At 71.1% G+C, this 18,986-nt stretch carries 21 protein-coding genes; 13 read left to right on the forward strand and 8 right to left on the reverse strand.

What is annotated here, in order from left to right; genetic code table 11:
- Positions 1–4: 4 nt before the first annotated feature.
- Entirely contained in the window at positions 5–664 is a 660-nt protein-coding gene (locus tag ACZ41I_RS32020) for a hypothetical protein (protein ID WP_468515700.1), read from the reverse strand.
- Entirely contained in the window at positions 661–1,548 is an 888-nt protein-coding gene (locus ACZ41I_RS32025; protein WP_468515701.1) for an ATP-binding cassette domain-containing protein, read from the reverse strand. Before ACZ41I_RS32025 ends, ACZ41I_RS32020 begins: the two co-directional genes overlap by 4 nt.
- 126 nt (positions 1,549–1,674) lie before the next feature.
- Between ACZ41I_RS32025 and ACZ41I_RS32030 the strand changes: the two genes are divergently transcribed.
- A complete protein-coding gene (locus ACZ41I_RS32030; RefSeq protein WP_363218022.1) occupies positions 1,675–2,100 on the forward strand; it encodes an SRPBCC family protein in 426 nt (141 codons plus the stop codon).
- A 49-nt stretch (positions 2,101–2,149) separates the two neighbouring features.
- On the opposite strand, the gene ACZ41I_RS32035 is transcribed toward ACZ41I_RS32030, so the two are convergent.
- Both ACZ41I_RS32035 and ACZ41I_RS32040 read right to left on the reverse strand, forming a co-directional pair.
- Positions 2,150–2,428 (reverse strand): hypothetical protein, encoded by a 279-nt coding sequence (locus ACZ41I_RS32035; RefSeq protein WP_468515702.1) that lies wholly within the window; start codon positions 2,426–2,428, stop codon positions 2,150–2,152.
- 64 nt (positions 2,429–2,492) lie between these two features.
- Positions 2,493–3,242, reverse strand: a complete 750-nt coding sequence (locus ACZ41I_RS32040; protein ID WP_363218020.1) for a PP2C family protein-serine/threonine phosphatase — start codon at positions 3,240–3,242, stop codon at positions 2,493–2,495.
- 126 nt (positions 3,243–3,368) lie between these two features.
- Between ACZ41I_RS32040 and ACZ41I_RS32045 the strand changes: the two genes are divergently transcribed.
- From ACZ41I_RS32045 to ACZ41I_RS32055, 3 genes are all read left to right on the forward strand, one after another.
- Positions 3,369–3,728 (forward strand): DUF6204 family protein, encoded by a 360-nt coding sequence (locus ACZ41I_RS32045; protein ID WP_468515703.1) that lies wholly within the window; start codon positions 3,369–3,371, stop codon positions 3,726–3,728.
- 73 nt (positions 3,729–3,801) lie between these two features.
- Positions 3,802–4,245, forward strand: a complete 444-nt coding sequence (locus ACZ41I_RS32050; protein ID WP_363218018.1) for a MarR family winged helix-turn-helix transcriptional regulator — start codon at positions 3,802–3,804, stop codon at positions 4,243–4,245.
- A gap of 299 nt (positions 4,246–4,544) precedes the next feature.
- Complete coding sequence (locus tag ACZ41I_RS32055; RefSeq protein WP_468515704.1) at positions 4,545–5,987, forward strand: hypothetical protein; 1,443 nt, start codon at positions 4,545–4,547, stop codon at positions 5,985–5,987.
- On the opposite strand, the gene ACZ41I_RS32060 is transcribed toward ACZ41I_RS32055, so the two are convergent.
- Positions 5,984–6,457, reverse strand: a complete 474-nt coding sequence (locus ACZ41I_RS32060) for a pyrophosphohydrolase domain-containing protein (RefSeq protein ID WP_468326759.1) — start codon at positions 6,455–6,457, stop codon at positions 5,984–5,986. The two genes, ACZ41I_RS32055 and ACZ41I_RS32060, sit on opposite strands and share 4 nt — an antisense overlap.
- A gap of 106 nt (positions 6,458–6,563) precedes the next feature.
- Here ACZ41I_RS32060 and ACZ41I_RS32065 point away from each other — a divergent pair, with 106 nt between their 5' ends.
- The gene (locus ACZ41I_RS32065; protein WP_363218015.1) at positions 6,564–7,562 is read left to right on the forward strand and encodes a TAXI family TRAP transporter solute-binding subunit; all 999 of its coding nucleotides are present in this window, start codon (positions 6,564–6,566) and stop codon (positions 7,560–7,562) included.
- A 46-nt stretch (positions 7,563–7,608) separates the two neighbouring features.
- Here ACZ41I_RS32065 and ACZ41I_RS32070 read toward each other — a convergent pair whose 3' ends face one another.
- Complete coding sequence (locus ACZ41I_RS32070; protein WP_399772535.1) at positions 7,609–9,012, reverse strand: sensor histidine kinase; 1,404 nt, start codon at positions 9,010–9,012, stop codon at positions 7,609–7,611.
- A 9-nt stretch (positions 9,013–9,021) separates the two neighbouring features.
- A complete protein-coding gene (locus tag ACZ41I_RS32075; protein ID WP_363218013.1) occupies positions 9,022–9,708 on the reverse strand; it encodes a response regulator transcription factor in 687 nt (228 codons plus the stop codon).
- Positions 9,709–9,998: 290 nt separating this feature from the next.
- Between ACZ41I_RS32075 and ACZ41I_RS32080 the strand changes: the two genes are divergently transcribed.
- From ACZ41I_RS32080 to ACZ41I_RS32115, 8 genes are all read left to right on the forward strand, one after another.
- A complete protein-coding gene (locus ACZ41I_RS32080; RefSeq protein ID WP_399772537.1) occupies positions 9,999–10,775 on the forward strand; it encodes an amino acid ABC transporter ATP-binding protein in 777 nt (258 codons plus the stop codon).
- Positions 10,776–10,850: 75 nt separating this feature from the next.
- On the forward strand, positions 10,851–11,687 hold the full coding sequence (locus ACZ41I_RS32085; RefSeq protein ID WP_363217724.1) for a glutamate ABC transporter substrate-binding protein: 837 nt from the start codon (positions 10,851–10,853) through the stop codon (positions 11,685–11,687).
- Between the two features lie 75 nt (positions 11,688–11,762).
- On the forward strand, positions 11,763–12,428 hold the full coding sequence (locus ACZ41I_RS32090; RefSeq protein ID WP_363217723.1) for an amino acid ABC transporter permease: 666 nt from the start codon (positions 11,763–11,765) through the stop codon (positions 12,426–12,428).
- Complete coding sequence (locus ACZ41I_RS32095) at positions 12,425–13,384, forward strand: amino acid ABC transporter permease (protein ID WP_468326752.1); 960 nt, start codon at positions 12,425–12,427, stop codon at positions 13,382–13,384. The genes ACZ41I_RS32090 and ACZ41I_RS32095 overlap by 4 nt, the downstream gene beginning before the upstream one ends.
- 176 nt (positions 13,385–13,560) lie before the next feature.
- Positions 13,561–15,195 carry an FAD-dependent monooxygenase gene (locus ACZ41I_RS32100; RefSeq protein ID WP_468515705.1) on the forward strand — a complete coding sequence of 545 codons (1,635 nt, stop codon included), beginning with the start codon at positions 13,561–13,563 and terminating at the stop codon, positions 15,193–15,195.
- Positions 15,196–15,272: 77 nt separating this feature from the next.
- Entirely contained in the window at positions 15,273–15,359 is an 87-nt protein-coding gene (locus ACZ41I_RS32105) for a putative leader peptide (protein ID WP_313960178.1), read from the forward strand.
- Between the two features lie 72 nt (positions 15,360–15,431).
- Positions 15,432–15,965, forward strand: a complete 534-nt coding sequence (locus ACZ41I_RS32110) for a cupin domain-containing protein (RefSeq protein WP_363217726.1) — start codon at positions 15,432–15,434, stop codon at positions 15,963–15,965.
- Entirely contained in the window at positions 15,962–16,375 is a 414-nt protein-coding gene (locus ACZ41I_RS32115) for a rhodanese-like domain-containing protein (RefSeq protein ID WP_468515706.1), read from the forward strand. The genes ACZ41I_RS32110 and ACZ41I_RS32115 overlap by 4 nt, the downstream gene beginning before the upstream one ends.
- Positions 16,376–16,443: 68 nt before the next feature.
- On the opposite strand, the gene ACZ41I_RS32120 is transcribed toward ACZ41I_RS32115, so the two are convergent.
- Complete coding sequence (locus tag ACZ41I_RS32120) at positions 16,444–18,972, reverse strand: FtsX-like permease family protein (protein WP_468515707.1); 2,529 nt, start codon at positions 18,970–18,972, stop codon at positions 16,444–16,446.
- Between the last annotated feature and the right edge of the window lie 14 nt (positions 18,973–18,986).

The following is an 18,986-nucleotide window of genomic DNA, read 5'->3' on the forward strand; positions in this document are numbered from 1 at the left end:
GCTTTCACTCTCTTCGCGCGGCGACGAACTGGGTGACGGCCGTGCACGCGACCAGGATCACGGTCGCGATCGCCAGCATGCCGCCCGCGGGAGCCAGGAGCTTCGCCGCGTGGGGGGTCGTCGACATCAGGGTGAAGAGTCGATTGACCGGTGGCATTCCCTTGGGGAAGAGGGCTCCCATCATCAGGGCGACGGCGGACACCACCGCGTATCCCTGTCGCCCGAAGACCGGCCGCGAGCACAACACGCCGATGCCGATGCCCACGAACGCACACGTCAGCTGGGCCTCGACGCCCAGCAGAAGATCGCCCGCGGTGACGCCGTAGCGCCCCATCCACAGCGGGAGGAGCAGGCCGAAGACCATCAGCACCAGACAGCTCAGCAGAGCCGTGCCGATCGCCGCGAGCAGGACCTTGAGCGACCGGCCGCCGGACGCCACGACGACGATCGCCCGCTGTGCCGGTTCGTCCAGGCTCATCAGGGCAACGGTCAACCATGTCGAGCAGACGAACAGCGCACCGGCGGACGACGCGTAGGCGGGAGGCAAGGGGCCGCTGCCGTTCACCGTCAGCACGCCCATCAGGCCCATGAACAGGAGCAACGGGGCGACGTAGCGCTGTGTGTGCAGCACGGTGGCGAACGTGTAGCGGATGAGGGCGATCACTGCACGCCTCCGTTCGCGGCAGCGTCCCGCGCCAACAGGTCCACCGCCGTCCCTTCCACCCGTTCCACGGACCAGCCGTGCTGAAGGGCGGTGAGCAGCAGGGCGTCGGTGGTCTCGCGGACCACTGTCAACCGGACGCCCGAGGCCGTGCGGCTCACCGTCAGCACGCCGTCCAGCTCCGCCCAGGCGAGGTCCTCAGGCGCGCGGCCGCCCGGGTCCCCGGTCAGGACGACGTCGGACGAAGGCCGGTGTCCGTTCGGCCGGGAGTCCGGTCCGCGCAACGAGATCCGGCCCTTGCTGACGCTGTAGATCCGTGTGGCACGGGCCCGCGTCACCGACTCGCGGTGGTCGGTGAAGACCACCGTCCCCCCGGCGTCGGCGACCTCGGTCATGATCCCGGCCAGGACACCGTGGGCATCGGCGTCCAGCCCCGACCACGGCTCGTCGAGAACGAGCAACCCGGGCTCCACCAACAGTGCCTGCGCCACCGCCACCTTCTGGGCGTTGCCCTTGGAGAGGTTCCGCAGCGGGGCCTGCTTGCCGCCCACCAGCGCCAGCCTGTCCAGCAAACCGTGCGCCCGCGACGAGGCGACCGAGGTGGGCAGCCCGCGCACCCGCCCCACATGGGTCAAGTAGGCCACCGCCGACATGCGTTCGTTGGGGGAAAAGCGGTCGGGCACGTAGCCCACGACCGGTGGCCGCGTGGTCACCCGGCCGCGGGTCGGCCGGGACAGGCCCACCGCTATCCGCAACAGCGTCGACTTCCCCGAGCCGTTCCCGCCTGTGAATGCCACGATCTCTCCCGGCGGCGCCTCCACATCGACGTCTCGCAGGATCCAGTCACCACGGCCATAGCGCTTGCTCACTGCTTGAAGTCGTAACAAGTAACCCCCTCCGGTACGCCGGCCTCAGCCGCCTGGCAGGTTACGGTGCCCGCCTCACGCCTGTCCCATCGGGCGCACACTGTAAGCAGAAGGGCATGCGCCATGAGCCGCACATGGAGGTGAGCCATGAGCACCCTCGAACTGCATGTCGACGTCGGGGTTCCGGTCGACAAGGCCTGGGAGACACTTCACCGGGTGGAGAACTACCCGCGCTTCGTGGACGGCGTGCGGGGCGCGCGCACGGATGCGGGGGGCCGCGCGCATCTGGACGTCGAGGCGGGCGGCCGGGCCCGGGAGATCGAGGCCGAGGTCACCGACCGCGGTGAGCGCGTGATGGAGTGGCTCACCACGGGTGCCCCCGAGCTGACGGGCTCCTTCTCGGTTCAGCCCATCGACCAGAACCACACCCGGATCCAGGCACGGCTGGAGTACGACCCCGGCACGCTCCGGGACACCTTCGGCGGGCCCAAGGGGTTCGCCCAGACCAACGCGATCCAACGGCTCGTCCGCAGCGATCTGGAGCACTTCAAGGAGTACGTGGAACGAGGGTGACCGGCCGGAGCACGGCGGGCCCGGCGATGCCGGGCAGCCGGTACGCCGGTCAGACTTCGATCACGGCAGCGCACTCCGGGCAGACCACGGATGCGTATTCCGCGGGGTACCAGGGCGCTCCGGGCTCCTGTGAGGGCGTCCAGCGGGCCGTCTCCATGGCGAAGGTGTCCTTGCCGCAGAGGGTCCGCGGTCCCGCGGTAGTGCGTGAACCCGGGGCCGCGGGGGCCACGTGCACCTTACGGACGCGCCGTTCCGCACCGGTGGCCGATCCGGTCGAGGAGCGCGTAGTCACCGGTTTGTCGACTTCGTAGACGACGATCTCGGTCATGTCTCCACCGTAGGCGGTCCGGAGACCGAACCGGCGGACCGAACCGGCGGCGCGTGAGCGCCCCCTATGCGTCCGCGATGCGGACGACCGCCAGCGTGATGTTGTCGGGGCCGCCCGCCCCGATCGCGGCCTTCCACAGCTCGAAGGCGGCCCGGCCGTCGTCCTGCTCCCGCATCACCCCGTCGAGCACGTCCTGCGGCACTGGGTCGGTCAGACCGTCGGTGCAGATCAGATAGCGGTCGCCGGGAGACAGGGGCGCGGCTGTCACATGGGGGCGTATGGCGCGGTACGAGCGGCTGCCGCCCAGGCACTGGGTGACGATGGACGTGGTACGCCGCCCGGGTGGGAGTGGGGGGCTGTCATCGACGCTCACCTGGCGCAACCCGTCACGGGAGGCCGCGAAGACCCGGCTGTCGCCCACGTTGAACACCAGCAGGGAGGCGGGCAGTACGACGGTGCCGGCGATCGTCGTCCCCATGGCCGCGAGCTCGCCTCCCGCGTCGCCGCCGGCGGCCTCGTACACGACGCGATTGCAGCCGCTCAAGGCGTCGCGGACGGCGTCCTCGCTGCTCAAGGCGGCTCCGAGGGACGCGATCCGGCGGGCCACCAGGGCGCTGGCCACATCGCCGCCGGGATGCCCGCCGAGCCCGTCGGCGACCGCCACGACAAGGGGCGTGCCGAGCGGGAAGACCAGGGTCTGCGGACTCTCCGTCACCGTGGCGCACAGGGTCCACGGCCCGATCACGAGACTGTCCTCGTTCCGTTCGCGAAGCAGCCCGGGATGGCTCAGCGCACTCACTGCCACGTACTGCATGGAACAGCCACCGCCTTCACGGCTCCAGCGTAGGCGCTCCCCGGGCGCGGGCACGACGCGGTGCCGCAAGCATGCGGGGCGGAAACCCGGTGGAGGCGGCGGGCCTGCTGTGCCTAGGGTCGCGGGATGAGTACTCGCACTTTCCGGATCACCGTCCGCGGCGTCTTCGACGGGCTCACCGACGCCCAGCGGGCAGCGCTGCTGGCCGACGCCGCGGAGCACGACGTGCTGCGCGCCGCGTTCACCCCCGAGGGCAGCCTCACCTACGACATCGCCGCCCGCCCGGCCTTCGTCTTCCGTTTCTCCGACACCGGGGAGGAAGAGGGGGACGTCCTGGAGGCGACCGAACGGGCCGAGGAGGCGGCGAAGGCCTGGCTGACCGAGCGCGGCTACGGCTTCAAGAACCTCCGTTCCACCGCCGAGGACCTCTCCCAGGCGCCGATGGGCAAGCGGCAGCGGCGCGCGGCCCGTTCCCACCGGGCATAAAGTTGAGTACTCAAGGACACTGCAACGAGAAGGCGGAAACGAGGCAGGAGCGGAGAAGACGTGAGCTGCGGCGATGAGTGACACCCTGGACGCGGCACTGCGGCTGGTACGGGCCCAGGCGGCGCTCGTACGGCGCTTCGATTCCCGGCTGAGCGGGTTGCACGGCGTCAGCCTCGCCGACTTCACCTTGCTGCTACGGCTGGGACAGGCGCCCGGGGGCCGCATGCGCCGGGTCGACCTGGCCGAGGCACTGGGCCTGACGGCCTCGGGGGTCACCCGCGGGCTGGCCCCGCTGGAGCGGATCGGGCTCGTGACCCGCGAAGCGGACGCCCGGGACGCGCGCGTGGCCTACGCGTCGCTGACCACGACGGGCCGACGGCGGCTGCGGGAGATGCGCGCCACGGCCGAGGAGACCGCCGCCGAGGTCTTCACCGCCCCGGCCTGGAGCGCCGAGGACATCACCCAGCTGGCTTCCCTGCTGACCCGCCTCGGCGGCACGGGCCTGACCGGCCGCTGACCCTGACTCCCGGCCCGAGCGCGGCCGCCCCCGTACCGCGCCGGCCTCCACCGGCACGCGGGTGGCGGCCGCTTCGCAACGCGCCCCGCCAACCAGCCCGCCGGCTCGGCGGTTTCGGACACGGCCGACGTGAACTCACCGTGGTACAGGTCACGTTGAGTTGTAGCTGGTTTGTGAGGGAACCCTGCACACGGGCATGGCATGCTCAGGGCTCGTCACGAGTTACCGGCCGGTTCTACCTCTGAGTAGGCCGCTTGCCGGTACCTCTCTGCCACCCCCCATTCCACACAGGACCATCCATGCGCAGACGCATGCGGCACAGACGTGCCCTGCTGCCCGCCTTCGCCGTGACCAGCCTCTTCCTCGCCGCGGCCTGCTCCTCGCCCACACCGCAGGCCGAACCGCCGGGTACCGCCGGGAACGGCCGCCCGCAGGTCGAGGTCGCCGACAGACCCGCCGACGGCCCGGACCACTCGCTCGCCGTCGCCGCCGCTCCCACCACCGGCGCCACCGCCACCGCGACTGCGGGACCGGCCGGTTCCGGACGGCGGGCGCACAAGACGGCGCTCGCCATCAGCTCGTACGACCGCCACACCCGGCGGGCCGTGCTCTCCGACAAGCCCGCGCACAGGGGGAGTTCACCAGGCTCCCCCTCCTCCACTCCTTCCCCCGCCCCCTCCGGTGCCCCGCACAAGGCCGCCGTCGGCGACGTGATCGCCAGTGCGCCCGCGCCCGGGGCACCGCACGGTCTGCTCGCCAAGGTCACCAAGGTGGTCGGCGAGAAGGACGGCGGCACCGAGGTGCAGACGGAACCGGCCACCCTCAACGCGCTGCTCGGCGACGAGACGGCGAAGGGCGAGGTGCCGGTCGACCCGTCGTCGTTCACCGTCGACAAGCTGCTCCCCGATGTGAAGGTCTCCTGGGCGAAGGCCGGTGACGTGCACGTCGGCCCCAAGGGTGCGACGGTGCCGCTCGGCAGCCTCCGCCTCGACGTGAGCGCCGGCATACCGGCGGCCCAGGGCGCCCCGGTCTCGGCCACCGCCTCGGTGAACGGATTCGTGCAGGTCGCCCCGCAGGTCGACTTCACCTACGGCGGAGCCGGTACCGACGCGCCGCCCGGCTCCGCCTACCTCGGCGTGTCCGGCGACTGGACCTCCGGCTGGGCGGTCAAGGGGCGGGCCGCCATGACCACCGGCACCCCGCTGCGGATCCCGTTCGCCAAGCTGCACGCCGACCCGGTCCTCCAGGTGGGCCCCGTCCCCGTCGTCGTCAACCTGGATCTGACCTGCTACTTCCAGATCAGCGGCGACGGAAAGGTCACCGTCGACGTCGAGCAGAAGCTCAAGGGCGACTTCAAGGCGGGCGGCACCTTCGGCCTGGCCAAGGGCTGGACGCCGGTCAGCTCCTCGAACATGACCAGCACGCCCGTGCGCGCCTCGGTCACCACCGCCGGGACCGTGAAGACGGCGCTCGGCGCGGAGGCCTCGGTCGGCCTCTACGGCGCCGTCGGTGTCACCGCCGACCTGGCCCCGTATCTGCGCGGCGAGGCCTCCGGCACGGTCACCGCCTCCTCCGACGGCGGCGGGGCGAAGGCCGAGGGCACCTGGGCCGTGTACGGCGGGGTCGATCTGTCCGGGACCCTGCGGTTCCAGCTGTCCGTCTTCGGCACACCGGTCATCCAGCGGAGCATCCCGCTGGGCGCCCTGAACCGCGAGTGGAAGCTGGCGGGCGGCACCTTCTAGGAGCCCGCCTGCGCAGCACTGTCCTGAACAGCACTGTTCTGAGCAGGACTGTCCTGAGGAGCACTGTCCTGAGCCGCCGGTATCCACCCCTGGCGGCGCAGCACGGACGACACGTCCGGCGCCCGGTAGTGCTCCCCCTTGAGGACCTTGCCGTCGGCCCGGCGGGCGACCTGCCCGTCCGGGCCGAGCTTGCTCATGTTGGCCCGGTGGATCTCGGTGATCACCTGGTCGAGGTCGATGCCGTGGACCAGAGCCGTGCCGTACGCCACGTAGACCACGTCCGCCAGTTCGTGCGCGAGCCTGTCCAACGGGCCGCCGACCGCCACCTCGGCGACCTCCGCGGCCTCCTCGGCGAGCAGCTCCCCACGGTGCGCGGCCAGTTCGGGGTCCACCTCCGTCGGCGTACTGCGGGCGTCGAGGCCGAAGGCGCGGTGGAACTCACGGACGAGGTCGGCGGGCGAAGTGCTCATGCGACGACTGTAACGGCCGCCACTGACACAGCCCCGCGGTCCGCTCCGGGGGCAGGAGTGACCTCGGCCCTGGTCAGCGGCGCTCCCGGCCTGGCAGGATCACCGCATGTCCAAGGTGTTCCCCCGAATCGGCCGGCGCCGGGCGCTGCCGGCCGCGGTCGCCGGTGCCGTGGTGCTCGGGCTGCTGTTGTGGTGGCTGCTGCCCCTGGGCGAGAAGCCGCCGAGCGGGACGATCGTCTTCAGCACGGGCACTCCCCGGGGGGTCTACCAGGAGTACGGCGAGCGACTGCGCGCCGAGTTCGCCAAGGACATGCCCGACCTGAAGGTGAAGCTGCTCAACAGCGCCGGCTCGCAGGAGAACGTGCAGCGGGTGGCGACCGGCGAGGCCGACTTCACCATCGCGGCGGCCGACGCGGTGGAGGCGTACCAGCTGGGGCGCGGACGCGGTGCCGGGCGGCTGCGCGGGGTGGCCCGGCTCTACGACGACTATGTGCACCTCGTCGTGCGCAGCGACTCGGACATCAGGGGCATCGCGGATCTGCGGCACAAGCGGGTGTCGATCGGCCTGCCCGACTCGGGGGTGCGGCTGATCGCCGAGCGGGTGCTGAAGGCCGCCGGCATCGATCCGCGCAAGGACGTCGTGCCGGCCGCGGACGGCATCGACACCGGGCCCGACCGGCTGGCGCACCAGAAGATCGACGCGTTCTTCTGGTCGGGGGGGCTGCCCACCAAGGGACTGGTCACGCTGGCGAAGGAGTCCGCCTTCAAATTCGTGCCGATCGAGGGCGACCTCGTCACCAAGCTGCACGACGAGGGCCAGGCGGCGCGCTACTACCGGGCCACCAACATCCCCGAGTCGGCCTACCCGACCGCGCAGCAGGGCAGCGAGGTCCCGACGATCGCCGTCTCCAACCTCCTGATGACCCGCACGGACGTCGACCCCCGGTTGACCGAGTGGGTGACCCGCACCGTCATCAAGAGCCGCGACGGCATCGGCGCCCACGTCCACTCCGCCCAACTGGTCGACCTGCGCACCGCCATCTACACCGACCCCCTGCCCCTGCAGGAGGGCGCCCGGCGCTATTACCGCTCGATGAAGCCCTAGCCACTGGGCCCCGTCCACCCCGGGCCGTCCTCGACCGGTCCCTTCGTCAGGGCTCCCCGTGTCGCGGTACGGACACCGTCACCCGCAACCCCCGCGGCTCGTGGTGGGCGTACTCGATCGAGCCGCCGCCCGCTGCCAGAAGCGCCCGAGTGATCGACAGCCCCAGGCCCGAGCCCTTGACGTTCTGATGGCGGCCGCTGCGCCAGAACCGGTCGCCCACGCGCGCGAGTTCCTCGTCGGTGAGGCCGGGTCCCGTGTCGGTGACGACGACCGTGGAGGTGTCGCCGTCGGCGGCGACGGTGACCTCCACCGTGCCGCCCTCGGGGCTGAACTTCACGGCGTTGTCGATCACCGCGTCCAGGGCGCTGGACAGGGTGATCGGGTCCGCCCAGGCGGTCGTGGGCGGGCAGTTCCCGGTCAGCCGGACCCCCTTGGTGCCGGCGACCGGAGACCAGGCGGCGACCCGCTCCTCGGCGAGCGCGCCGACATCGGTCAGCGTCAGATCCGCGTCGGCGTGCTCGGCCAGCGCCAGGTCGAGCAGGTCGTCCAGGACCTGCGCGAGACGCTTTCCCTCGGTGCGGACCGAGGCGATCTCCTCGTTGTCCTCGGGGAGTTCGAGGGCGAGCAGTTCGATGCGCAGCAGCAGCGCCGAGAGCGGGTTGCGCAACTGGTGCGAGGCGTCCGCGACGAAGGCGCGCTGCTGCTCCAGCACGTCCTCGACGTTGTCCGCCATCTCGTTGAACGAACGGGCCAGCCGTCTGAGTTCCGGCGGACCGCCGGCGACCGCGACCCGGGACTTCAGCCGCCCGGTGGCGATGTCGTGGGTGGTGGCGTCCAGTACCCGCACCGGTCTGAGCACCCAGCCGGTCAGCCGCAGCGCGGCGCCGACGGCGAGCAGCATCGCCGCGCCCTCGCCCGCCCCGATGAGCAGCCAGCCGCGCAGGGTCCGCGAACGCATCTGCCCGGTGGGCGAGTCGGTGACCACGACCGCCACGACGTCCCCGTCCCGGATCACCGGCGAGGCGACGACCAGCCGGCTGCGCTGCCAGGGCCACACCTGCTTGGGGTCGTGGCTGCGCCGGCTGAGCAGCGCCTCGTCGAAGGCCTCCCGCATCTCCCCCCTGCGGGGTACGAACCAGTCGCCGGGGGCGTTGGCCATCGCCGAGCCGTTGCGGTAGAAGACGCCCGCACGGATGCCGTAGACGCCGTAGTAGCTGTCCAGTTCGCTGCGCAGGGCCTCCAGGCGCTCGTCGGTGCCGGTGCGGCGCGATCCGCCGGGTCCGGCGGTGACGAACTGGGCGAGCGCCGCGAAGCGTGCCGTGTCGTCGATGCGGTCGACGACGACCTTCTGCTGCTGGGCGGCGGCCAGGCTGAGGGCGAGCGGAAGCCCGAGGGCGAGGAGGACGGCCGCCATCAGGACGATGAGCAGCGGCAGCAGACGTGCGCGCACCCGTCCCCGCTAGGCGGTCGGGGCGACGAGCCGGTAGCCGACGCCGCGCACGGTCTCGATCAGTGCGGGCATCCGCAGTTTGGCCCGCAGGGAGGCGACGTGCACCTCCAGGGTGCGGCCGGTGCCCTCCCAACTGGTGCGCCAGACCTCAGAGATGATCTGTTCCCGCCGGAAGACCACGCCGGGGCGCTGAGCGAGCAGGGCGAGCAGGTCGAACTCCTTGCGGGTCAGTTGGATTACCGAACCGCCCACGGTGACCTGCCGGGTGGGCAGTTCGATGCGTACGGAACCGAGGTGCAGGGCGCTGTCGCCACCGATCGCCGGGTCCTCGTGGACGGTGCGCCTGCTGACGGCGTGGATACGGGCGAGCAGTTCCCCGGTGTCGTACGGCTTCACCACGTAGTCGTCGGCGCCCAGGTTGAGCCCGTGGATGCGGGAGCGGACGTCGGAGCGCGCGGTGACCATGATCACCGGGGTGCTGGTGCGTTTGCGGATCTTGCCGCAGACCTCGTAGCCGTCCTGGTCGGGCAGGCCCAGGTCGAGCAGGACCACGCCGAAGCCGGCGCCCTCGGGGACGAGCGCCTGGAGGGCCTCCTCGCCGCTGCGCGCGTGGGTGACGTCGAAGCCGTGCCGCGCCAGCACGGCCGACAGGGCCGCGGCGACATGGTTGTCGTCCTCGACGAGCAGCAGTCTCACTCCGGCCCCCTCCGGTTCAGCGGTCGTACGGTCTGGGTTCGCGCGCAGGTGGCATTTCACGCGCGCGTGCACCATGGCAGTGACGCCGATGGACTAGGACGGCGTCAAGAGCGTTCCGGTTGCCCGTCGGTTCCGTTACCCGGCCGATACGCACACGGGGGGCAAGTGCTACGACACGTGTCCGTTTGCTATCGGATCGTGATGCTCAGATCTCCCTCAGATGTGATGACGCAGGTCACAGCCCCTCACTACTGTCCTCGGAAACCCGAGGAGGACGGAGCCCGAGAGCGATGACCAAAGTATCGGTGGCCAAGGAGGACGTGGCCACGTCCGGCGAACTGGTCGTCCTGAAGAGCGTCAACAAGCACTTCGGCGCGTTGCACGTGCTCCAGGACATCGACCTGACGATCGCCCGCGGCGAGGTCGTCGTGGTCATCGGGCCCTCCGGGTCCGGAAAGTCGACGCTGTGCCGCACCATCAACCGCCTGGAGACGATCGACTCGGGCACCATCACGATCGACGGCAAACCCCTGCCCCGGGAGGGCAAGGAGCTGGCCCGGCTGCGGGCGGACGTCGGGATGGTCTTCCAGTCCTTCAACCTCTTCGCGCACAAGACCGTGCTCGAGAACGTGATGCTGGGGCAGCTCAAGGTCCGCAAGACGGACAAGAAGCAGGCCGAGGAGAAGGCCCGGGCCCTGCTCGACCGGGTCGGTGTGGGCACCCAGGCCGACAAGTACCCCGCCCAGCTGTCCGGCGGCCAGCAGCAGCGCGTGGCGATCGCCCGTGCGCTGGCGATGGGCCCCAAGGTGATGCTCTTCGACGAGCCGACCTCCGCCCTCGACCCCGAGATGATCAACGAGGTCCTCGAGGTCATGCAGCAGCTCGCCCGTGAGGGTATGACGATGGTCGTCGTCACCCACGAGATGGGCTTCGCACGGTCGGCTGCAAACCGGGTCGTCTTCATGGCCGACGGCCGGATCGTCGAAGAGGCTGCGCCCGACCAGTTCTTCAGCAACCCGCGCAGCGACCGGGCCAAGGACTTCCTGTCCAAGATCCTGCAGCACTGACGGCGTGCCACCCGGACGCCCTGGGTCGCCTTTTTCCAACGGACCTCGTTCCTCACCATTCGAAGGATGTTCAGCATGAAGCTCCGCAAGGTCACCGCCGCCTCGGCCGCCGTACTCGCCCTCGCCGTGGGCGCCACCGCCTGCGGCGGCGGCAAGAAGGACGACAACGGCTCCTCCGGCGGCGGCAAGAAGATCGCCATCGGCATCAAGTTCGACCAGCCGGGCCTCGGCCAGCAGACCCCGCAGGGCTACACGGGCTTCGACGTCGACGTGGCCACCTATGTCGCCAAGAAGCTCGGTTACAGCGCCGACCAGATCGAGTGGAAGCAGTCGAAGAGCGCCGACCGCGAGACCATGCTGCAGCGCGGTGACGTCCAGTTCATCACCGCCACCTACTCGATCACCCCGGAGCGCCAGAAGAAGGTCGACTTCGCCGGCCCGTACCTGCTGGCCCACCAGGACGTGCTGCTGCGTGCGGACGACAACAAGATCAAGTCCCCCAAGGACCTGAACGGCAAGAACCTGTGTTCGGTGGCCGGCTCGACCTCGGCCCAGAACCTCAAGACCAAGCTGGGTCTCAAGCCCAACCTCCAGACGTACCCGACGTACTCGGCCTGCCTCTCGGGCCTGCAGAGCGGCGCCATCGAAGCCCTCACCACGGACGACTCGATCCTGGCCGGTTACGCCGCGCAGGCCCAGTTCAAGGGCAAGTTCAAGCTCGGCGGCTTCAAGATGACCAACGAGAACTACGGCATCGGCGTCAAGAAGGGCAGCCCCCTCAAGGACAAGATCAACAAGGCCCTTGAGGAGATGGTCTCCGACGGTTCCTGGAAGGCGGCCGTGCAGAAGAACTTCGGCCCGGCGAACTACAAGAACGAGCCCGCCCCGAAGATCGGCGACATCAAGAGCTGAGGCAACCCCTGCCCGGTGCGCCGCTCCTGACGGCGGCGCACCGGGGCATCCTTACACGCGGAAGCGCGGGAGACAGTGTTCGACTTTCTTGACAAGTACGACGTGCTGGGAGCCTTCTGGACGACGGTGCAGCTGACGCTGCTGTCGGCCGCGGGCTCCCTGGTCTGGGGCACTCTGCTGGCCGCCATGCGGGTGGGCCCGGTACCGCTGATGCGCGGTTTCGCCACCGCCTACGTGAACATCGTGCGGAACATCCCGCTCACGGTGATCATCTTGTTCTCCTCGCTGGGCCTCAGCCAGACGCTGGGGGTCACCCTCGGCGCGCACGACTTCCAGGTCCAGGGCTTCCGGCTGGCCGTGCTCGGTCTGATCGTCTACACCGCGACCTTCGTGTGCGAGGCGATCCGGGCCGGCATCAACACGGTGCCGGTCGGCCAGGCGGAGGCCGCCCGCGCCATCGGTCTGAGCTTCACCCAGGTGCTGTTCCTGGTCGTGCTGCCGCAGGCCTTCCGCGCGGCCGTCGGCCCGCTGGCCAACGTGCTGATCGCGTTGACCAAGAACACGACGGTGGCCGCCGCGATCGGCGTGGCGGAGGCGGCCTTCCTGATGAAGCAGATGATCGAGAACGAGGCCGAGCTGCTGGCGATCTCCGCGGTCATCGCCTTCGGGTTCGTCTGCCTGACCCTGCCGACCGGTCTGATCCTCGGCTGGGTCGGCAAGAAGGTGGCGGTGAAGCGATGACTTCGGTCCTGTACGACGCCCAGGGCCCGCGCGCCAAGCGGCGCAACATCCTCTACACGGCACTCTTCCTGGTCGCCGTCGCGGCCGTCGTGTGGTGGGCGTACAAGGTCCTCGACGACAAGGGGCAGCTGGACTGGGCCCTGTGGAAGCCCTTCTTCAGCGGCACCGAGGCGTACTCGACGTACATCTGGCCCGGTCTGGAGAACACGCTGGAGGCGGCGGCGCTGGCGATGGTCATCGCGCTTCCGCTGGGTGCCGTCCTCGGTATCGCCCGGCTCTCGGACCACGTGTGGGTGCGCGTCCCCGCCGCCGTCGTGGTCGAGTTCTTCCGCGCGATCCCCGTCCTGGTCCTGATGATCTTCGGGAACGCGCTCTACGCCCAGTACACCGACGTCAGTTCGGACGACCGTCCGTTCTACGCGGTCGTGACCGGTCTGGTGCTGTACAACGCGTCGGTGCTCGCGGAGATCGTCCGCGCGGGCATCCTCACCCTGCCGAAGGGCCAGTCCGAGGCGGCCATGGCGATCGGCCTGCGCAAGGGGCAGGTCATGCGGCTCATCCTGCTGCCGCAGTCGGTCACCGCGATGCTCCCGGCCATCGTCAGCCAGCTGGTGGTCATCGTGAAGGACACCGCCCTCGGCGGCGCGGTCCTCACCTTCCCCGAACTGCTGTCCTCGGCCAACACGATGGCCGGCTACTACGGCAACATCATCGCCTCCCTCACCGTCGTGGCGGTGATCTACATCCTCATCAACTTCTCCCTGACCTCGTTCGCCGGCTGGCTGGAGGGCCGGCTGCGGAGGCGCAAGAAGTCGACCGGCGCGGTGCTCGGCGCCCAGGACGTGGCGGACATCGCGGGTACGGCGGCGACCGGAGCCGGAGGTGCCGTCGGCGGCGTGGACCTCGGCGGTCACTTCGTCGGTGGCGGTCACCACGGCGGCGGCCAGGGGAACTGACGCTCATTCAGGTGACATGAGCCATCCGGGGGCAGTGGTGTGATCGCCACTGCCCCCGGTCGCTTGACGCAAACTCTGCCAATGGGTTGCATACGTTGTGTGATCGTGCACCCCGCTCCACCTTCCTGTTCACTTGTCTCCGTCAGGGCATCGTCACGGGCAGGGGGCGCCGCGTCATGGACCCGGTGATCATCGTCGGAGCGGGGCCCGTCGGGCTCACGCTCGCCCTGGCGCTGGCCCGCCAGGCGGTGCCGTCCGTCGTCCTGGACGAGGGCCCCGGCAAGGACGAACCCCGCCCGGCGCGCACGGTCGTCCTGCGCGAGGACACGGCCGCCCTGCTGGAACGGTTGACCGGGGTGGCGCTCGGTGCGCACGGCGTGCGCTGGGCCGGATGGCGGTCCCTGCGGCGCAAGCAGGTAATGAGCGAGATCGCCTTCGGTGAGGCGGACCCCGCCGCTCCGCTGCACATCGCCCAGCATGTGATCACGGGCGTCCTGCGCACGGCCGTCGCCGACGAGCCGCTGGTGAAGACCGCCGTGGACAGCCGCCTGGACGCGATCGAGCAGGACCGTTCCGGCGTCACCGCGCACACCCGCGGCCCCCGGGGCACCTGGTGGCGCGGCAGTTACCTGGTCGGCTGCGACGGACCCCGTTCCACCGTGCGCAAACTCCAGGACATCCGCTTTCCGGGCCGTACGGCGGTGGAGCGGCACGCGGTCGCCGCACTGCGGGTGGAACTTCCGTGGGAGGGCCGGGCGTTCCTCCATCGGATGCCGCCGTGGCGGCAGTCCGGGCCCTCGGCCGGGGAGGTGACCGCCCGCCCCCTCCCGGACGGCGTGTGGCGCCTGGACTGGCTGCTGCCGCCGGGCAAGGACCTGGTCACGCCCGAGATCCTGGTGGCCCGGATCCGCGAGACCCTCGCGGGCTGGACGGACGGCTCCACACCGGCGTACGAGCTGCTCGACACCGGTGTCCACACGGTGCACCACCGGCTGGCCCGCCGCTGGCGCGCCGGCCGGGTCCTGCTCGCCGGGGACGCGGCCCATCTGCTGGGCGCGCTCGGCACCCAGGGGCTCGACGAGGGCCTCCGGGACGTCGACAACCTCGCCTGGAAGCTGGGCGTGGTCTGGCACCGCGGCCCGCACGAGGCGCTGCTGGACACCTACCAGGCCGAGCGGCGCGCGCTGGTCGCCGCCCGGCTGCGCGCCGCCGACCAGCTGCTGCCGGTGTTGCGCGGCGGCGGCGGACTGCGTCAGATCGTTCCCGGCACCGCCCGGAACCACGACGTACTGCTCACCGACGGCCACCTGGGGCGCGGGCCGCTCGGTGCGCCGGGGGCGTACGCCGACTCACCGCTGGCGCCCCGGCATCTGGAGGCGGAGATCCCGGTCGACACCCCGCCCGGCGCGCAGGTCACAGACGTACGGGTCACCGCGGAGGACGGTTCCTTCGTACAGCTGCGCGACCGGCTCGGTCGCGGCTCCCTGCTGGTCGTCCTGATCGCGCCGGGTACAGGTGTGTGGGACCGCAAGCACTGGGTCTCCGCCGGGGTGATGCCCCGGCTCGCCGCCGCCGTGACCGCGCTGCCGCACCCCGCCGAGCTGCTGGTCGCCGAGAGTTACCCGGGCGCGCCGGCGCACAGCGTGCTGCTCGTGCGCCCCGACGGCCACCTGGTCACCGCGCTGAGCGGAGTCCGCCCGGCCGACCTGTACGCGGCGGCGGAGGCGACGCTGGGCGGCGCGGTGACGGAGAGCGAGAAGCAGAACGAGAAGGAGGAGGCGACGGCGGAGGCCGGCTCCGGCGTGCGCTGACCGTGTGCCCCGTCACCCTCCGTCCACCTGGTGACAGTGAGTTGACCGAAGTGCACCGACATGCTGTACTCCGGACCATGACCGACACCTGCGTGCGCCTGTGGCGGAGGGTCCATATGGACCTCGTCCGCTATGCGGGCTGCGTGTGTCGCCCGTCCTGCTGAATTCGCCTCCCCTTCCTTCCGGGCGCCGTCGTGCGCCCGTTCCGCGAACGCTCTTCAGGACGGTGTGTGTACGTGTCTGTGCCCTCTCCTTCCGTCTCGCCTGCCGTCGGCTCGGCGCCCACGCAGGCGGACCTCCTCGACTTCGTGCGGCGTACGGCCGCCGACACCGAGCTGATCGCCTCCCTTCCGCTCGACCCGGAGGGCCGCACCTGGGTGCGGCTGGAGGGGCCGGGCGGCAGCGAGGCCTGGCTGATCGGCTGGCCGCCCGGCACCGGCACCGGCTGGCACGACCACGCCGACTCGGTCGGCGCGTTCCTCACGGCCTCCGGCGAGCTCAGGGAGAACTCGCTCGCCGCCCGGCTGCCGACCGACGGCTGGAAGACCCTGGAACTCGCCGAGGACGTGGACCGCGGACGCCGGCTGCCGGCCGGTCAGGGCCGCGCCTTCGGCCATCACCATGTCCACGAGGTCCTCAACGAGTCCCGCGACCGACACGCGATCTCCGTCCACGCCTACTACCCGCCGCTGCCACGCATCCGCCGCTACAGTCGCACCGGCCAGGTTCTGCGCCTGGAGCAGGTCGAACGCCCGGAGGACTGGCAGTGAGCGGGAGCACCGGCCAAGCGCCGGTCGGCATCGACGAGTTGCTGGAGCGGGTGCGCGCGGGCTACCGGCGCATCGAGGCACATGAGGCGCACGAGGCGGCGCGAACGGGCGAGGCGCTCCTCGTCGACATCCGGTACGCGGCCCTGCGCGAGCGGGACGGGCTGATTCCCGAAGCGCTCGTCATCGAACGCAACGAGCTGGAGTGGCGCCTCGATCCGCAGGGCAGCCACCGCGTCCCCGAGGCCACCGGCCACGATCTGCGCGTCGTGGTGATCTGCAACGAGGGCTACGCCTCCAGCCTCGCCGCCGCCTCCCTCCACCAGCTGGGCCTGCACCGGGCAACGGACCTGGTGGGCGGCTTCCAGGCATGGCGGGCGGAGGGACTCCCGGTGGAGCCGGCGAGCCCCTGACACGAGCGGAGGGACTCCCGGTGGACCCGGTGAGTCCCTGACGCGGGCGGCTCCGGGTGGCCCGGCGCCTACTCCTTGGCCGTGGCCACCGTCACCGCGCGCACCCGCAGCGCCGCCCGCCCCGGAAGCGCACTGGCCACGAGCGCGAGGAGGCCGGCGATCCCGACGACGGCGACGTAGAGCAGGGGCGTGACCGTCGGCGCCGCCCGGCCTGTCATCCCGACGCTGAATGCGGTGAGCACGGCGAGGGCGATCCCGCTGCCGAGCGCGGTGGCGAGGAACAGAACGGACAGCACCTCGGTGCGCAGCATCCGGAGCACCTGACGGCGGGTCGCACCGGTGAGGCGGAGCAGGGCGAACTCCCGGACACGCTCCGCCACGGACATGGCGAGGGTGTTGACGACGGCGATGGCGGTGAAGGCCAGCACCAGCCCCATGGCGAGATAGTTGACCTCGGCGTTCGTCCGCTGTCGATCGGCCTGCAGGGCATCGGCCTCGACCGGCGAAAGAATTCGCAGCCCCGGGAACTCACGGAGAGTAGTCGCGAGTTGTGTCTGTGTACGGGTCGTGCCGACAAGGACGGAGGAGGCGAGCGGGTTGTCGACGTGGCGGGCGACGAGGTCGTGGGAGAAGGTGAAGTCCCCGAAGCCGAGACCGCGGGCATAGACGGCGGCGACGGTGAGCGTGGCGGGAGTGCCGTCGCCGAGGGTGAGTTTCAAGGTGCTGCCGGGCTTCACATGGTGCTGGTCCGCGGCCAGTCGGCTGACGGCGACCGTGCCGGGGCCGAGCCGGGCGAGGGAGCCGGCGGTGACCTGAGGGTCCCAGGTGCGGTCCAGGCCTGCCGGGGTGACGCCTTGCGCGGGGTACTTGTCGAGGCCGACGCGGACGGTTGTACGGACGATCTCGGTGACGGTGTCGTGCCCTGCGCGCAGCCGCTGTGCGGCCTCAGCGGGGACGCCCGGTCCCTGCGCGGCGACGACCCAATCGGCTCGCACGCCGTCCCGGGCCTGGCTGCGGGCGGCTTCGCCCAGCGTCGACTGGACGAACAGCACGGTGCAGGTCATTCCGATGAGCAGGGTGAGAGGGGTGACGACGGAGGCCATACGGGCGGCGTTGCCGCGCAGGTTGGCGGTGGCGAGGCGGCCGCCGTGGCCGGTGAGCCGGAGCGGGCCGGTGAGCAGCAGCGCGGCAGCCCTGACCAGCAGCGGACCGAGCAGGGCGACGGAGGTGGACAGGACGACGACGGCGAGGAAGGTCACGGGCGTCGAGGCGGGCTCGGTGCGCAGGGAGGTGAGGACGACGACGAGGACGACTCCACCGGTGAGAAGCAGCAGTCCGGCGCTGATCCGACCCCAGGCGGGACGGGTCCGCTCGGTCCTGGCCTCGGCCAGAGCCTCGGTCGGGCGGATCCGGGCGATCCTGCGGGAGGCGATCCTGGCCGCTGCCCAGGCGCCGAGCAGGGTGGCGGCGAGGGCGGCGAGCGGCGGGAAGACACTGACGGTGTGTTCGAGCGTGTCGGGTACGGCGCCCAGGGCGACGAACCTGGAGTGCAGCCAGCCCCCCAGCGGCAGCCCGAGCAGCGCGCCCACGGTGCCCGCCGCCGCGCCGACGATCAGCGCCTCCCGGCCGAGCAGCCGGCGGATCTGTCCGGATGTGGCGGCGATGGCACGGAGCAGGGCGAGTTCGCGGTGGCGCTGCTGCACGGTGAGCGCGAAGGTGCCGACGACCACGAGCACCGCCACCAGCAGCGAGGTTCCGCCCATGGCACCGCCCATGCTGACCAGCCGGGTGCGGGCGGCAGCCGCGTCCAGGAACTCGACGGACCCGCGGGCGGTGCCGGTGCTGACCTGGGCGGTGGTGCCGTGCAGAGCCTGCCCGACGGCGTTCCGTACCCGCTCGGGGTCCGTCCCCTTGTCCGGCAGCACGCCGAACGCGCTGACCTGCCCGGGGTGCGCGGCCAGCCGGCGGGCCTCGGCAGCGGAGAAGAACAGGGACGTCTGGTGGCGTACGACGGTGGCCGGGGCGGCGATACCGGTGATGCGGTAACCACGCGGGGCCCGCGTGGAATGCACGGTGAGCCGGTCCCCCGGCCGCAGCCCGGAGCGTGCCGCGAGGTCGCTGTCGATGACCAGGTCGTCGTCGGACCCGGGCGCGCTGCCGGCGGTCAGCCGGTACGGCGTCAACGCGGCGGATTCCCAGGCGTGCCCGTAGGCGGTACGACCGCCGGTGCCTGCCGGGGTCAACGGCTGGGCGAGAAAGGTGAGTTCAGGCACCACCCGGGCCACGCCGGGAACATGGGAGAGTCTGGTGCGCAGTCCCTCCGGGAGCCAGGCGCGCTCGGCGATGGGCTTCGCCTTGTGCTTGACCTTCGTCTTGCCCTTTTTGTGCTTGACGGTGGTCTGGTGGACGTACTGGTCGCCGGAGACCACGACAGGAGCGGCGGCGTAGCGCTCGGTGCGGATGGTGCCGCGCAGGCCGGTGTCGAGGAGGGTGCCGCAGGCGGTGATCAGAGCGGCCGCGCACATCAGCGCGAGGAAAGCGCCGAGAAATCCCGCCTTTCGGGCGCGGACTGTCCGGAGGGCGTATCGCAGCATCATCGGGCGGACTCTCT

Source organism: Streptomyces sp. NPDC030799 (genome assembly GCF_055572255.1).

Excerpts from the sequence above, each read along its gene's own strand:
- ACZ41I_RS32030 (WP_363218022.1), top strand. The coding sequence starts at position 1,675 with ATGAGCACCCTCGAACTGCATGTCGACGTCGGGGTTCCGGTCGACAAG.
- ACZ41I_RS32035 (WP_468515702.1), bottom strand. The coding sequence starts at position 2,428 with ATGACCGAGATCGTCGTCTACGAAGTCGACAAACCGGTGACTACGCGC.
- ACZ41I_RS32040 (WP_363218020.1), bottom strand. The coding sequence starts at position 3,242 with ATGCAGTACGTGGCAGTGAGTGCGCTGAGCCATCCCGGGCTGCTTCGC.
- ACZ41I_RS32045 (WP_468515703.1), top strand. The coding sequence starts at position 3,369 with ATGAGTACTCGCACTTTCCGGATCACCGTCCGCGGCGTCTTCGACGGG.
- ACZ41I_RS32050 (WP_363218018.1), top strand. The coding sequence starts at position 3,802 with ATGAGTGACACCCTGGACGCGGCACTGCGGCTGGTACGGGCCCAGGCG.
- ACZ41I_RS32055 (WP_468515704.1), top strand. The coding sequence starts at position 4,545 with ATGCGCAGACGCATGCGGCACAGACGTGCCCTGCTGCCCGCCTTCGCC.
- ACZ41I_RS32060 (WP_468326759.1), bottom strand. The coding sequence starts at position 6,457 with ATGAGCACTTCGCCCGCCGACCTCGTCCGTGAGTTCCACCGCGCCTTC.
- ACZ41I_RS32065 (WP_363218015.1), top strand. The coding sequence starts at position 6,564 with ATGTCCAAGGTGTTCCCCCGAATCGGCCGGCGCCGGGCGCTGCCGGCC.
- ACZ41I_RS32080 (WP_399772537.1), top strand. The coding sequence starts at position 9,999 with ATGACCAAAGTATCGGTGGCCAAGGAGGACGTGGCCACGTCCGGCGAA.
- ACZ41I_RS32085 (WP_363217724.1), top strand. The coding sequence starts at position 10,851 with ATGAAGCTCCGCAAGGTCACCGCCGCCTCGGCCGCCGTACTCGCCCTC.
- ACZ41I_RS32095 (WP_468326752.1), top strand. The coding sequence starts at position 12,425 with ATGACTTCGGTCCTGTACGACGCCCAGGGCCCGCGCGCCAAGCGGCGC.
- ACZ41I_RS32100 (WP_468515705.1), top strand. The coding sequence starts at position 13,561 with ATGGACCCGGTGATCATCGTCGGAGCGGGGCCCGTCGGGCTCACGCTC.
- ACZ41I_RS32105 (WP_313960178.1), top strand. The coding sequence starts at position 15,273 with ATGACCGACACCTGCGTGCGCCTGTGGCGGAGGGTCCATATGGACCTC.
- ACZ41I_RS32120 (WP_468515707.1), bottom strand. The coding sequence starts at position 18,972 with ATGATGCTGCGATACGCCCTCCGGACAGTCCGCGCCCGAAAGGCGGGA.